The organism is Hydrogenophaga sp. (assembly GCF_041633695.1).
In the GTDB taxonomy this organism is placed as follows: domain Bacteria; phylum Pseudomonadota; class Gammaproteobacteria; order Burkholderiales; family Burkholderiaceae_C; genus Hydrogenophaga.
In genome coordinates, this window is record NZ_JBFJMY010000067.1 from 1 (window position 1) to 14,382 (window position 14,382).

A 14,382-nucleotide genomic window follows, 5' to 3' on the forward strand; every position below is an offset into this window, starting at 1 on the left:
CCGCAGCAGGAAGAACAACTGCTGCGCACCTATCTGGCCCACCGCCCCGCGGGCCTGCTGCTCACCGGCTTCGACCGCACCGAAGCGGCCCGGCAACTGGTGAACGCCAGCGGCGTGCCCTGCGTGCACCTGATGGAGTTGACCAAAGCCTCGGGTGTGTACTGCGTGGGCTTTTCGCAGCACGAGGCCGGTTACGCCATCACCGAACACCTGGTGCAGCGCGGGCGCAAACGCATCGCCTTCGTCGCGGCGCAGCTGGACCCGCGCACCATGCAACGTGCCGAGGGCTATCGCAGTTGCCTGCGGCAACACGGCCTGTACGACGCGCGCCTGGAGTTGCTGAGCGCGCAGCCGTCTTCGATCGGACTCGGCAGTGAGCTGTTTCAAGACTTGCTGCGCACCCGCGCCGATTGCGACGCGGTTTTTTTCTGCAACGACGACCTGGCCCAGGGTGGGTTGCTGGCCGCTTTGCGGCTGGGCGTGGCCGTGCCCGATCGGCTGGCCATCGTGGGGTTCAACGACTTGTCGGGCAGCGACCAGATGGTGCCGCCATTGACCACGGTGAAGACACCGCGCCGCGCCATGGGCGAAGCCAGCGCCCGCATGTTGCTGGAGCTGATGCGGGGCGAGACACCGCCGCAAAACTCCATCGACCTCGGCTTTGAGCCCATGATCCGGGGCAGCAGCTGATCTTTCGGCGCCTTGTGCTCGGCGCGCCCACCCAAGCGGTGCACGGCACGCACAAAACGGCTTGGTACGCGCTTGCCATGTCGCCCGTCCACCGCCTTCACACAAACTTTCGAGCAGAAACTAGGGTAAATCCTAGCCATAGAACGCAATAAAGTACCAATCGGTTTGGACTGCGTACAAATTCCGCCTGGGATGTTGTTCAAAATTCTCTTCACGGTCATGAACAACCGTCGCATGTGAATTCCCCATACCAGGAGACAAACCGTGAAATTTCGCCTTGCCACCCTTCTGTCCGCCGCGCTGCTGAGTGCTGGCGTGACGCACGCCGCCACCGAACTCGTGATTGCCACCGTGAACAACGGCCACATGATCGAGATGCAAAAGCTCAGCAGCCACTTCGAAAAGGCCAACCCCGACATCAAACTGAAGTGGGTCACGCTGGAAGAAGGCGTTTTGCGCCAGCGCGTCACCACCGACATCGCCACCAAAGGCGGCCAGTTCGACGTCATGACCATCGGCATGTACGAGACCCCGATCTGGGGCAAGAAAGGCTGGCTGCAGGCGCTCAAGACCGACGCCACCTACGACGTGGACGATCTGCTGCCCGCCATGCGCGACGGCCTCTCGGTTGAAGGCAAGCTGTATGCAGCGCCCTTCTACGGCGAGAGCTCCATGCTCATGTACCGCAAGGACCTGGCCGACAAAGTCGGCGTGACCGTGCCCGAGCGTCCCACCTGGACCCAGGTCGCCGATCTGGCCAAGAAAATCCACGACCCGAAAAACGGCGTGTACGGCATCTGCCTGCGCGGCAAGCCGGGCTGGGGCGACAACATGGCCCTGATCTCGACCATGGTCAACACCTTTGGCGGCCAGTGGTTCGACATGAAATGGCAACCCCAGCTGGAAAGCAAGCCTTGGAAAGACGCCGTCACGTTCTACGTGGACCTGCTGACCAAGTACGGCCCTCCAGGCTCGTCGGCCAACAGCTTCAACGAAATTCTGGCGCTGACCAACTCGGGCAAATGCGGCATGTGGATCGACGCGACCATTGCGGCCTCTTTCGTGAGCGACCCCAAGCAGTCCAAGGTCGCCGACCAGATGGCATTCGCACAAGCCCCCACGCAAGTGACGCCCAAAGGCGCCAACTGGTTGTGGGCCTGGGCATTGGCGATTCCGTCCGGCTCCAAGAAAGTGGACGCGGCGCAGAAGTTTGTGACCTGGGCCACCTCCAAGGAATACATCAACTTGGTGGGTACGACCAACGGCTGGGGCACCGTGCCCACCGGCACACGCAAGAGCACGTATGAAAACGCCGACTTCCTGAAGGCAGCCCGCTTCGCCAAGGCCGAAAAAATGGCCATCGACAGCGCCAACCCGAACGACTCGACCTTGCCCAAGAGCCCGTATGTGGGTGTGCAATTCGCAGCCATCCCCGAGTTCCAGGCCATCGGCACCACGGTGGGCCAGCAGATGAGCGCAGCATTGGCCGGTCAGAAGACGGTTGACGAAGCGCTCAAGGCCAGCCAGGTCGCCGCCGAGCGTCAAATGAAGAAAGCCGGCTACTACAAATAAGTAGCGCTCCGCCGGCGGTTGAACGGCCCCGGCACCGTGCCAGAGTTGCTCGGTCGTGCGCCACACGCACGGCCGAGCAAGCCCCCTCGGCGCCAATCGGTTCGTCCGCCCCTGCATTTTTCAAGAGCGCGTGGCCGCGCCGCGCGCTCTTCCCGCTCTCTGGGCATGTTTCGAGAACTTCCCATGAATCGCACACTCCCCCGTCTCTTGATGGCACCGGCGGTGACCACGCTCCTCCTGTGGATGATCGTGCCACTGGGCATGACCATTTACTTCTCGCTGATCCGCTTCAACCTGTTGCAACCGGATCAGACGGGCTTCATCGGCATGGAGAACTTCGAGTACTTCGTGACCGACCCGTCGTTTGGCGCGGCCATCATGAACACCTTGCTGCTGCTCGGCAGCGTGATCCTGATCACCGTGATCGTCGGCGTGCTGATCGCTCTGCTGATCAACGAGCCACTGGCCGGTCGCGGCCTGGTGCGCATCCTGCTCATATCCCCCTTCTTCGTCATGCCCACGGTCAATGCGCTGCTGTGGAAGAACATGATGATGAACCCCATCTACGGCGTGCTGGCGCAGGTCTGGAAGTTCTTCGGCGCCACGCCGGTGGACTGGCTGACCGAGCTGCCGCTGTTCTCCATCATCCTCATGGTGTCCTGGCAGTGGCTGCCCTTTGCCACGCTGATCTTCATGACCGCGTTGCAAAGCATGGACCGCGAGCAGTTGGAGGCCTCGCGCATGGATGGCGCCAACTACCTGCAGCAACTGCGCTACCTCTACATCCCGCACCTGGGCCGTTCGGTGGCCGTGGTGGTGATGATCGAGCTCATCTTCCTGCTCAGCGTGTTTGCCGAGATCTACACCACCACCGGCGGCGGTCCGGGCGATGCGAGCACCAACGTGGCCTACCTGATCTTCAAGCAGGCGCTGCTCAACTTCGACGCTGGCGTGGCTTCGGCTGGTGCGCTCTTTGCTGTCGTGCTGGCCAATATCGCGGGCATCTTCATGATCCGCATGGTCGGCAAGAACCTGGACAAATGACCATGAAACACCCCCGCCCCACTTCGCGCCCCCCCCGCAAGGGGGCGGCACCCGCGGACCGCCCTGAGCTTGCCCAAGGGCCGTTCCACGGAACCCTTGCAAACACCTCTTCTGCATCGGAGTTGTCCCAATGAGAGCTTCCACCTACACACCGGCCTATGCCATTCGCACCGCAGCCGCCTGGTTCGTGACACTGCTGCTGTTCTTCCCACTGGGCTGGTTGATGCTGACCGCATTCAAGACCGAGCTGCAAGCCATCGCCGTGCCACCCGAGCTGTTCTTCAGCCCGACGCTGGAGAGCTTCCACGAAGTCAATGCGCGCAGCGACTACCTGCAGTACGCCAAGAACTCGGTCATCACCAGCGTGATCTCCACCATCATCGGCCTGATGATCGCAGCGCCCGCGGCCTACGCCATGGCCTTCTTCAAGGGCAAGCACGACAAAGACATCCTGATGTGGATGCTCTCGACCAAGATGATGCCCGCCGTGGGTGCGCTGGTCCCGGTCTATGTGTTGGCCCAGAAAAGCCACCTGCTGGACAGTCCCATCGCGCTGATCATCGTGTTCACGCTGTCCAACCTGCCCATCATGGTGTGGATGCTGTACTCGCAGTTCAAGGAGATCCCGCGCGAGATCCTGGAAGCTGCGCGCATGGATGGCGCCACGCTCTGGCAGGAAGCCCGCATGGTGCTGCTGCCTCTGGCCATGGGGGGTTTTGCATCCACCGGTTTGCTGTGCCTGGTCTTGAGCTGGAACGAAGCCTTCTGGAGCCTGAACCTGACCGCCGCCAACGGCGGCACCTTGGCCACGCTGATCGCCGGCTACTCGAGCCCCGAAGGTTTGTTCTGGGCCAAGCTCTCGGCGGCCTCGTTCATGGCCATCGCGCCCATCGTGGTGTTCGGCTGGTTCAGCCAGAAGCAGCTGGTGCAGGGGCTTACGTTCGGAGCGGTGAAATGAGCTCCCCCCGCATCGCGGAGATGACCCACCCCTGCCGCGCTTTGCGCGACCCCCTCAACGGGGCGCGACTGGCGGCCCGGCAAAGCCGGTTCCGCGGTCACCTGGGTTTAGACGCATCGCTCTTCGTGCAACTTGAATTCGATCATTTTTGAGGAAAGTCACCATGGCTTATTTGCAACTCCAAGGCATCGAAAAATTCTTCGGTGAACACCGCGCCATCAAGGGCATCGATCTCGACATCAAACAAGGCGAGTTCGTCGTCTTCGTGGGTCCCTCGGGCTGTGGCAAATCCACGCTGCTGCGCCTGATCGCCGGTCTGGAGCACATCGACGGCGGCAAGCTCACGCTGGAGGGGCGGGACATCACCCACCAGCCGTCCAGCAAGCGCGACCTGGCCATGGTGTTCCAGAGCTATGCGCTCTACCCGCACATGAGCGTGTTCGAAAACATGAGCTTTGCGCTCAAGCTGGCCGGCGTCGACAAGACCGAGATCAACGACAAGGTGAAGAAAGCGGCGGACATTCTCAACCTCACGCCCTATCTGGAACGCACCCCCAAAGACCTGTCGGGCGGCCAGCGCCAGCGCGTGGCCATTGGCCGCGCCATCGTGCGTGCGCCCAAGGTGTTCCTGTTCGACGAACCCTTGTCCAACCTGGACGCGGCCCTGCGCGGCCAGACCCGCGTGGAAATTGCCAAGCTGCACCGCGACCTCGGCGCCACCACGATTTACGTGACGCACGATCAGGTGGAAGCCATGACCCTGGCCGACCGCGTGGTGGTGTTGCGCGACGGCTTGATCGAACAAGTCGGCACACCGCTGGAGCTGTACGACCGGCCCGCCAACCAGTTCGTGGCCCAGTTCATCGGCACGCCGCAAATGAACGTGGTGTCGCACAAGCTGTGGCCGCAAGCGATTGGTCAGCAGGCGCCCAGCGCGGCGCGTGAAGGCGCTGTGGGCCTGCGCCCCGAAAACGTCATCGTGCGCGGCGGCAGCGAAGGCGGGTTCAGGGCCAAGGTGGACCTGGTGGAAGCGCTGGGCGCCGAAACCCTGATCTACGTCAGCACCGACGAAGGCGCGCAGTTCGTGGCCCGCCAGAGCGAACGCACCCCTCTGCGGCTGGGCGACTCGGTCAACGTGAACGTGGCACTGGAACACGCCCACTGGTTTGACCGCGAAGGCCGCCTGGCGACCCCACAACCCTCCTCTTCAACCGCACAAGCCACTGCTTGATCGCATGGGGGCGACCCCTGAAAAACCGAGCTAGCCGCCTGGACATGAACCAACACGACGACACCACCCCGCTGACCATCCTGCACCTGGGGCTGGGTTCCTTTCACCGCGCCCACCAAGCGGTATACCTGCACCAACTGCAACAGCTCGGCGCCTGCCGCTGGGTATTGGCGGGCGGCAACCTGCGCCCCGACATGGCCGAAACCCTCTCTGCCCTGCAAGCGCAGGGGGGCCACTACACGCTGGAAACCATCACACCCCAGGGCGAACGCAGCTACACCCGCATCGAGTCCATCCGCCAGGTGATTCCCTACCAAAGCGATCTGGCTCCGCTGATCGCCGTGGGCGCCCAGCCCAACACCCGCATCATTTCCTACACCGTGACCGAGGCCGGTTACTACCTCGACCCCAAAGACCGGCTCGACTGGGCCACGTTTTCCGACTTGCAGGCCGACCTGGCTGCGGCGCGCCAGGGTCGCCCCGGCCAGACCATTTACGGTGCGCTCACCGCCCTCTTGCGCGCACGCATGCAGGCGGCTGCGGGCGCCGTGACCCTGCTCAACTGCGACAACCTGCGCCACAACGGCGACCGTTCGCGCAGCGGCCTGTTGCAGTTCATCACCGCGCTGGGCGACACCGATCTGCTGGCCTGGGTCGAGGCACACACCACCAGCCCGAACGCCATGGTGGACCGCATCACGCCCCGCCCCACGCCCGAAGTGGCCGAGCGCGTGCGCGCCGCCACCGGCTGGGACGACAAAGCCGCGCTGATGGGCGAGAGCTTCATCCAGTGGGTGATCGAAGACAATTTCGCCAACGGCCGGCCAGACTGGCAGCGCGTGGGTGTGGAAATGGTGCAATCGGTCGCGCCCTACGAAGAAGCCAAGATCCGCCTGCTCAACGCCACGCACAGCTGCATCGCCTGGGCCGGCACCCTGGCCGGTTACCAGTTCATCCACGAAGGCATGCAAGACCCCGCCATTCGCCGCATGGCCTACGACTACGTCACCGACGACGCCATCCCCGTGCTCGACACACAGGACAAGCCCAGCCCGCTCAAGCTCGCCGCCTACCGCGACGTGGTGCTGGACCGCTTTGGCAACCCCGCCATCCAAGACACCAACCAGCGCGTGGCCATGGACGCCTTCGCCAAGATCCCGGGCATGATCGCCCCCACCATCCGCGACCGCCTGGCGCGCGGCGAAACCATCTACAGCGTGGCCATGCTGCCGGCCTTGTTCCTGGCCTACTTGCAACGCTGGCACCAAGGCCAGATTCCCTACACCTACAGCGACCAGGCCATGGACCCGGTGGCCGCGCACGCCATGTGCGAAGCCAGCGACCCGGTGGCCGCGTTCTGTGCCGACAGCGTGCTCTGGGGCGAACTCGCCAACAACCCGCGCCTGCTGACCGCAATGCGCGACGCCAGCGCCCGCGTCGCCCAGTTCACCGCACAACACAAGGCCTGACATGAACCTGCGCCTCAAAGACAAACACGCCGTGCTCACAGGCGCCGCCGGGGGGATTGGTCTGGCGGTGGCCGCTGGCTTCCTGAAACAGGGTGCACGCTGCACCGTGGCCGACATCGGCGTGCAAGCCCGGCCTGAGCTCACCCGCCTGCTCACCGCCTACCCCGACAGCCTGCAATACGTGCCAACCGACGTCACCCTTCTGCCGCAGATCGGCGCATTGATGGCCATGGCACAGGCGCGTTTCGGTCCGGTCACCACGTTGTTCAACAACGCCGCCGTGTTCGACATGGCCCCTTTGCTCGACAGTTCAGAGGCCATGTACGACAAGCTCTTTGCCGTCAACGTCAAGGGCGCCTTCTTCGTGATGCAAAAGGTGTTGGCCCATATGGTGGACCATGGTCTGCCCGGCTGCGCGGTCATCAACATGGCCTCGCAAGCCGGTCGGCGTGGTGAAGCGCTGGTGTCGCACTATTGCGCGAGCAAGGCCGCCGTGCTCAGCTACACGCAGAGCGCGGCGCTGGCCATGGCGCCGCACAAAATCCGCGTCAACGGCATCGCCCCGGGCGTCATCGACACCCCCATGTGGGCCGACGTGGACGCGCTGTTTGCCCGATACGAAAACCTGCCATTGGGCGAAAAGAAGAAGCGCGTGGGCGAAGAAGTGCCGCTGGGCTACATGGGTAGTCCGCAAGACATCGTCGGCGCAGCGGTATTCCTCGCCAGCGACGAGGCCTCCTACATCACCGCGCAGACGCTCAACGTCGACGGTGGTAATGTGATGAGCTGATTCTTTTGCCCCGCCTTCGCCGATCTGCAATGTCCACCAAAGCGCCGCTGGCCCCGCGCCAGCTCAAACCCGAGCTGGAGCGCGAGTTCGCGCGCTCGACCGCGCTGGGCTACGAATCCGCCGACGAAGCTGGCTTTGTGCGCTGCCTATCGCATGGCTACCCCACGCCGCTGGCGCGCTGGCATTACCACGACGAATACGAACTGCACCTGATCACAGCGACCTCGGGCAAGGTGTTCGTGGGCGACTGGATCGGCCCTTTCCAGCCTGGGCAACTGGTGCTCACCGGCCCGCGCCTGCCCCACAACTGGGTCACCATGGACCTGCCCGAAGGCGGTGTGGCCAATCGCGATCTCGTGATCCAGTTTTTCCACGAACCTTTGGCCCGTGCCAGCGAAACCATTCCCGAGCTCAGCGAAGTTCTGCCCCTGCTGGAGCGGGCCAAACACGGCATCGAATTCTTCGGCCTGTCCGACGCCGCCGAAGCCCATTGGCACAAAGTCAAACAATCGCACGGCCTGCGCCGCTTCACCGCCTTCTGCGATTTCCTGGGCGATCTGGCCGCCTGCACCGACTACCGCCTGCTCTCCAGCGTGCAACTGCAAAGCGACGACGACGACGCCTCGCTGGACCAGATCGACGCGGTGCTCAACCGCATCACCGACCAACTGGCCGAGCCGCATTCGGCGGCCGGTCTGGCGGCCGAACTGGGCATGAGCGAAAGCCGCTTCAGCCGCTTCTTTCGGCGCGCCACCGGCAACACCTTCACCGACTTCGTGAACCGCGTGCGCATCAGCCGGGCCTGCCAGCTGCTCATGGACACCGATCAGCAAGTCACCCACATTTGTTACGAGGTCGGTTTCAACAACGTCGCCAACTTCAACCGCCGCTTTCTCGAAATCAAGGGCATGACGCCCACCGATTTCCGCCGCCAGTCGCTCACCCGTTTTCGCGGCTCCAGCTGAGCGGTCGGGCACCGTGCAAGGCCACGGCCTGCACCCCCAACCGTCCTACCCCACGCACCTCACGCCCCCCAGAAAGCCCGACCCATGTTTCTCGGTCTCGATCTCGGCACGTCCGAACTCAAAGCCCTGCTCCTGTCCGACGGCCACGAAGTCGTCGCGATCGCGCGCTGCCCCCTCACCGTGCAACGGCCGCAGGCCCTGTGGTCCGAGCAAGCGACCCAGGACTGGTGGGCGGCGCTGGAAACCGTCATGGACCGTTTGCAGCAGTTGCACCCCCAGGCCCTTGCGCGCTTGCAAGCGGTGGGACTCTCGGGCCAGATGCACGGCGCCACTCTGCTGGGTGCCGACGACGCAGTGCTGCGCCCGGCCATTCTGTGGAACGATGGCCGCAGCGGCGCCCAATGCGAACACCTCAGCGCTGCCGTGCCCGAACTGTCCCTCATCACCGGCAACCTGGCCATGCCCGGTTTCACGGCGCCCAAGTTGCTCTGGGTACGCGAACACGAGCCCACTGTGTTCGCGCAGGTGCGGCGCGTCTTGCTGCCGAAAGACTGGCTGCGGCTCCAGCTCACCGGCGAGGCCGTGAGCGACATGTCAGACGCCGCCGGTACCTTGTGGCTGGACACGGGCAAACGCGACTGGTCCGACACCATGCTGGCCGCCTGCGGCCTGGACCGCAGCCACATGCCCCGCCTGGTCGAAGGCAGCGACATTTCAGCCTATCTCAAGCCCGAACTCTGCCAACGCTGGGGCCTGCCACCCCGGGTGCCGGTGGCGGGTGGCGCGGGCGACAACGCCGCCAGTGCGGTGGGCATGGGCTTGGTGCGCCCGGGCCAGGGTTTCGTCTCGCTGGGCACGTCGGGCGTGGTCTTTGTCAGCGGCGCCGCTTTTGAGCCCAACCCGGCCCAGGCCTTGCACGCCTTTTGCCACGCCCTGCCCCAGCGTTGGCACCAGATGAGCGTGATGCTGAGTGCGGCCAGCGCCGTCACCTGGGCCGCACGCAACCTGGGCTTTGAAGACGAACCCGCCTTGCTGAACGCAGCCGCCACGCTGTCCGAGGCCGAGCAAAAAACGGCGCCGCTGTTTCTGCCCTACCTCAGCGGTGAACGTTCGCCCCACAACAACCCGCTGGCCTGCGGCGCCTGGCTGGGTCTGCGCGCCCAGCACCGGCGCGAGGATCTGGCCTACGCCGTCGCCGAAGGCGTGGGCTTTGGGCTGCTTGACGGCCTGCAAACCATCCCGGCCACCGAGCCGCCGCTGGACACGCTCTCGCTGGTGGGCGGTGGCTCGCGCAGCGCCTGGTGGGCCCAGTTGTTGGCCGACACCTTTGGCCTGCGGCTGCAAGTGCACCAGGACGCCGAGAGCGGTGGCGCCATGGGTGCCGCCCGCCTGGCCTGGCTGGCGTTGGGGGGCACGCTGGACCAGGTCTGCACCACGCCGCCGGTGCAACGCGTGCACACGCCCGATGCCCAGCGGCATGCGCTGCTGCAGCAGCGCCACCAGCGCTTCAAAGCCTTGTATCCAGCCCTGTTGCCGCAGTTTCCTGCCAGCACCTGAGCCCAAGCCAACAGCGAGGACCGTTTTTACCGGATGTGCAGCCAACGCTTCTTCTGCTGCGCAGGCGCCCAGGGCCTGTTCACACTATTTTTCCAAGATGCGCTGCGGATCAAAAAGGGGATGCGCAAGGCGCCACATACAACCGATGGGGCAGCCGGGGCTTCCCCCCCGGCCAGGCTTTGCAACGCCGCGCATGGCCTTTTTGGCCGCAACCCGAAGGGAAAGGGGTGTGAACAGGCCCTAGACCCCGACGTATTTTTCCCAGACATCGGACGCGCTTCTGAGCTCATCGGAGTTCCCGCTCCACACCACGGCGCCTCGGTCGATCACGTGGTGGCGGTCGCCGATTTGCAAGAGCGGATCCAGGTACTTGTCGATCAGCAGCATGGCCATGCCTTCCTGCTTGAGACGCTGCAAACAGCGCCAGATCTCCTGGCGGATCAAAGGCGCCAGGCCTTCGGTTGCTTCGTCGATCACCAACAACTGGCCGTTGCGCAGCAAGGCGCGGCCAATCGCCAGCATCTGCTGCTCGCCACCCGAGAGCTGGTTGCCAAAGTTGTCGCGCCGCCGCGCCAGCGATGGAAACTGCTCGAACACCATCGCGGGCGTCCAGCGACCTGGCCGACAAAAAGCCAACAGGTTTTCGGTCACCGTCAGATTGGGAAAGATGCGCCGTCCCTCGGGTACCAGCGCAATGCCCTTGGCGGCCATCTGTTCCGGGCGCAACCGCGCCACAGATTGACCCGACAAGCGCACGTCGCCACCCCGGATCGGCGTGAGGCCCAGGATGCAACGCACGGTGGTGGTCTTGCCCATGCCATTGCGCCCCACCAAAGTAACCACTTGGCCGGGCTCTATGCGCAACCGCATGCCAAACAACACCTGGCATTCGCCATACGCGGCCTCCACGCCGTCCAGTTCAAGCAAAGTGGGGTTCATGGTGTTTCGTCACCCAGGTAGGCGCTGCGCACAACGCTGGAAGAGCGGATGGCAGAAGGTGTGTCGGTGGCAATCACCTGGCCGTATACCAACACGCTGATCTGGTCGGCCAGGCGAAAGACGGCACCCATGTCGTGTTCGATCAGCACGATGGTGGTCCGTTGTTTGAGTTGTTCGATCAGGCCCACAATGGCTGCCGCGTCGGTCGAGCCCATGCCGGCCAAAGGCTCGTCCAGCAGCAACAGCTTGGGTTGTGTGGCCAGCGCAATGGCGATCTCCACCCGCCGCTGCTCGCCGTACGACAAGGCTTTGGCTGTCTGCATCTCGGCGCCCTTCAGGCCCACCAAATCGACCACCACCATGGCCTCTTCGATCAAGGCGGGCTCGTCGAACGGCGAACCGGTGAAGCGGAAGCTGGAGCCGCTGCGCGCCTGCACAGCCAGCAGGATGTTGTGCAGCACGCTGTAGCCACCAAAGATATTGGTCAGCTGGTGCGAGCGTGCCACGCCATGCAGCACCCGCTTGTGCATGGGCATGCGGGCCATGTCGCGGCCCATGAATTCGATGCGGCCTTCGTCGGCCAGCAAGCTGCCGGCCAACTGGTGCACCAGCGTGGTTTTACCGGCACCGTTGGGGCCTATGAGCGCATGGATGCCGTTGGGAAACACATCGAGATCCACATGGTCGGTGGCGAGCAAACCGCCAAAACGCTTCACCAGACCGCGAACGCGCAAACTGGGTTGCTGGCTCATGGATGGCCTTTCTGTCCGCGCCACAGGCGTTCGATCAAACTGGCGATGCCGTTGTTGCCCAGCAGCACCACAGCGATCACACCCAGACCGACAAAGAACTGCCAATAAGCGGTGTGGCTGGACAAGACCTCTTCCAGCAACAGCAACAGCACCACGCCATACACACCACCACAGCGGTAACCCACGCCGCCCAGAATCAGCATCACCAGCAGGCTGCCCGATTGGGTCCAGTCCAGCAAACGGGGACTGATGTAGGTGTTCTGGTTGGCCAGCAGGGCGCCGGCCAGTCCGGCCACCGCACCACCCACCACAAAGCACGCCAGTTTGTAGCGGTAGACCGGAAAGCCCACCGCAGCCATGCGCGACTCGTTTTCACTGATGCCTTGGATCACCACACCAAAACGCGAGCGCACCACCACCGCCAAGGCCAGCAGCGTGGCCGCCGTCAGCCCCAGCACCACGTAATAGAAGCTGGTGTCGTTGGCCAGATCCACGCCCAAACCGACGACCGAACGCGCCGGCAGGCTCATGCCGTTGTCGCTGCCAAAGCTCTCCATGCCAATGAACAAGAAGTACACCATCTGGCTGAAGGCCAGCGTGATCATGATGAAGTACACCTGCCGCGTGCGCAGCGCCAGCGCTCCCACACCCAGCGCCAGCAGGCCACTGAACACCATGGCGGCGGGCCAGGCGATCCAGGCACTGGTGAACCAGCTGGGCAGAAAGCTTTGGCTCCAGACCGTCAGCATGCCCAGGGTGTAGGCGCCCACGCCAAAGTACGCAGCGTGCCCAAAACTCACCAAACCGGCGTAGCCCACCAACAGGTTCAAGCTGGTGACGGCCATCACGTAAATCATCATGCGCGTGGCAAAGCCGATGTAAAAACCTTGATCCATCGCCTGCGCGGCGAGCGGAAAAACCGCTGCGACCACGAAGGCGGTCAACGCAAGCACGCGTTGAGAAGAAGCGAAAAATGCCATCATGAAGTCCTGAACAGGCCCTGGGGACGCCAAATCAAAACCACGATCATCAACAAATAGGTGAGGATCGCGGCCACTGCGGGTGCCATGGTGTCGGGCGACGAGTCGGGCCAGACCGAGCGCATCAGGCTCGGCAGAAACGAGCGGCCCATGGTGTCCAGAAAGCCGATCGCCAGCGCGCCCAGAAAGGCGCCTTTGATCGAGCCCATGCCCCCGATGACCACCACCACAAAGGCCAGGATGATGATGTTCTCGCCCATGCCCATTTGCACCGAGAACAAGGGGCCCAACAGGCCCCCCGCCAGTGCACACAGCATGGCCCCGAGCGCAAACACGCAGGTGAACACCAGGTTGATATTGACACCCATGGCGCGCGCCATTTCTCTATCGCTGGCGCCCGCGCGTATCCACATGCCAAAGCGGGTGCGGTTGATCAACAGACTCAGCAACACCGCCGTCAAAATGCCCACACCGATCACCACCAGACGGTAAGCCGAATACGAAAACCCGCTCGCCAGTTCCACCGGTTGCGACAGCGCACTGGGCATCTCGAGCATGACCGCGTTGGGCCCGAACAGAAAGCGCACCGCATCGTTAGACACCAAGATCAAGCCGAAGGTGGCCAACACCTGGCCCAGATGGCTTCGGCCATACAGGCGTCGCATCAGCCCCAGCTCCAACAGCACACCCAACAGACCCGTGGCCAGGATGGCCAAGGGCAAGGCCATGGCGAACGAACCTGTCAGGCGCATGAACACCACCGTCAGGAAGCCGCCGAACATATACAGAGAACCATGGGCCAGATTGATCAGGTCCATGATGCCGAACACCAGGGTCAGACCCGCGGCCAGCAAGAAGAGCATCAAGCCCAGTTGCAGTGCGTTGAGGGTCTGTTCAAGAAAAAAAGTGGACACGCGTACCGACTCCCCGGATCACATGCGGCAGCTGGCGGCATCGTTCACGCTGTGTGCCGTGGCGATGGTCTTGAGCGTGGTGTTTTCCAGTTCGCCCTTGGCGTCTTTGGTCACCTTGCGCAGATAGACGTTTTGCACCGGGCTGTGGTCCACGTTGAAGCGGAACGGGCCGCGTGGCGCCTCGACCTTCACAGCTTCCAGTGCCTTGCGAAACGCCACCTTGTCTTCGATGTTGCCCTTCACCGCCTTGATGGCGGCGTCCAGCACCAACGCAGTGGTGTAGCCCTGCTCGCTCGCCAGTTCGGCGGCCTTGCCATTTTCTTTCAGGAACGCGGCGCTGAATTGTTTGTTGGCTTCGGTGTTGAGATCCAGACTCCAGTGGCCCGAGCTGGTCACGTCCAGCATGGGTTCGCCCACGGCGGGAATGACCTGTTCATCGGCCAGCGGCGCGGGGCCAAACAGCGGAATGTTTTTCAGGCCGGCTTGTGCGTATTGCTTGATGAAGTTGATCGACAGGGGAC

Annotated in this window: 14 protein-coding genes; 9 read left to right on the plus strand and 5 right to left on the minus strand. The window is 63.5% G+C overall.

What is annotated here, in order from left to right; translation table 11 throughout:
- From ABYB95_RS06205 to xylB, 9 genes are all read left to right on the plus strand, one after another.
- A partial coding sequence (locus ABYB95_RS06205; RefSeq protein WP_372657595.1) for a substrate-binding domain-containing protein occupies nucleotides 1-690 on the plus strand: 690 nt, incomplete at its 5' end.
- Nucleotides 691-1,056: 366 nt separating this feature from the next.
- Nucleotides 1,057-2,262: a sugar ABC transporter substrate-binding protein gene (locus ABYB95_RS06210; protein WP_372657610.1), complete on the plus strand. Its 1,206-nt coding sequence runs from the start codon at nucleotides 1,057-1,059 to the stop codon at nucleotides 2,260-2,262.
- A 183-nt stretch (nucleotides 2,263-2,445) separates the two neighbouring features.
- On the plus strand, nucleotides 2,446-3,306 hold the full coding sequence (locus ABYB95_RS06215) for a carbohydrate ABC transporter permease (RefSeq protein WP_372657597.1): 861 nt from the start codon (nucleotides 2,446-2,448) through the stop codon (nucleotides 3,304-3,306).
- Nucleotides 3,307-3,436: 130 nt separating this feature from the next.
- Nucleotides 3,437-4,264, plus strand: a complete 828-nt coding sequence (locus ABYB95_RS06220) for a carbohydrate ABC transporter permease (RefSeq protein ID WP_372657598.1) — start codon at nucleotides 3,437-3,439, stop codon at nucleotides 4,262-4,264.
- A 163-nt stretch (nucleotides 4,265-4,427) separates the two neighbouring features.
- Nucleotides 4,428-5,495, plus strand: a complete 1,068-nt coding sequence (locus ABYB95_RS06225) for an ABC transporter ATP-binding protein (RefSeq protein WP_372657599.1) — start codon at nucleotides 4,428-4,430, stop codon at nucleotides 5,493-5,495.
- 44 nt (nucleotides 5,496-5,539) lie between these two features.
- Nucleotides 5,540-6,964: a D-arabinitol 4-dehydrogenase gene (dalD, locus tag ABYB95_RS06230; RefSeq protein WP_372657600.1), complete on the plus strand. Its 1,425-nt coding sequence runs from the start codon at nucleotides 5,540-5,542 to the stop codon at nucleotides 6,962-6,964.
- 7 nt (nucleotides 6,965-6,971) lie between these two features.
- Nucleotides 6,972-7,754: an L-iditol 2-dehydrogenase gene (locus tag ABYB95_RS06235; RefSeq protein ID WP_372657611.1), complete on the plus strand. Its 783-nt coding sequence runs from the start codon at nucleotides 6,972-6,974 to the stop codon at nucleotides 7,752-7,754.
- Nucleotides 7,755-7,783: 29 nt separating this feature from the next.
- The gene (locus tag ABYB95_RS06240; protein WP_372657601.1) at nucleotides 7,784-8,719 is read left to right on the plus strand and encodes an AraC family transcriptional regulator; all 936 of its coding nucleotides are present in this window, start codon (nucleotides 7,784-7,786) and stop codon (nucleotides 8,717-8,719) included.
- A gap of 84 nt (nucleotides 8,720-8,803) precedes the next feature.
- The gene (gene xylB / locus ABYB95_RS06245) at nucleotides 8,804-10,276 is read left to right on the plus strand and encodes a xylulokinase (protein ID WP_372657602.1); all 1,473 of its coding nucleotides are present in this window, start codon (nucleotides 8,804-8,806) and stop codon (nucleotides 10,274-10,276) included.
- Nucleotides 10,277-10,516: 240 nt separating this feature from the next.
- Here xylB and ABYB95_RS06250 read toward each other — a convergent pair whose 3' ends face one another.
- The 5 genes from ABYB95_RS06250 to ABYB95_RS06270 form a co-directional block, all read right to left on the minus strand.
- A complete protein-coding gene (locus ABYB95_RS06250) occupies nucleotides 10,517-11,215 on the minus strand; it encodes an ABC transporter ATP-binding protein (RefSeq protein ID WP_372657604.1) in 699 nt (232 codons plus the stop codon).
- Nucleotides 11,212-11,967, minus strand: coding sequence for an ABC transporter ATP-binding protein (locus ABYB95_RS06255; RefSeq protein ID WP_372657605.1), 756 nt, complete (start codon nucleotides 11,965-11,967; stop codon nucleotides 11,212-11,214). The genes ABYB95_RS06250 and ABYB95_RS06255 overlap by 4 nt, the downstream gene beginning before the upstream one ends.
- Nucleotides 11,964-12,947 (minus strand): branched-chain amino acid ABC transporter permease, encoded by a 984-nt coding sequence (locus ABYB95_RS06260; RefSeq protein WP_372657606.1) that lies wholly within the window; start codon nucleotides 12,945-12,947, stop codon nucleotides 11,964-11,966. Before ABYB95_RS06260 ends, ABYB95_RS06255 begins: the two co-directional genes overlap by 4 nt.
- Nucleotides 12,947-13,861, minus strand: a complete 915-nt coding sequence (locus tag ABYB95_RS06265) for a branched-chain amino acid ABC transporter permease (RefSeq protein ID WP_372657607.1) — start codon at nucleotides 13,859-13,861, stop codon at nucleotides 12,947-12,949. Before ABYB95_RS06265 ends, ABYB95_RS06260 begins: the two co-directional genes overlap by 1 nt.
- An 18-nt stretch (nucleotides 13,862-13,879) precedes the next feature.
- Nucleotides 13,880-14,382: ABC transporter substrate-binding protein (locus tag ABYB95_RS06270; protein WP_372657609.1), on the minus strand; the 503-nt coding region annotated here is incomplete at its 5' end.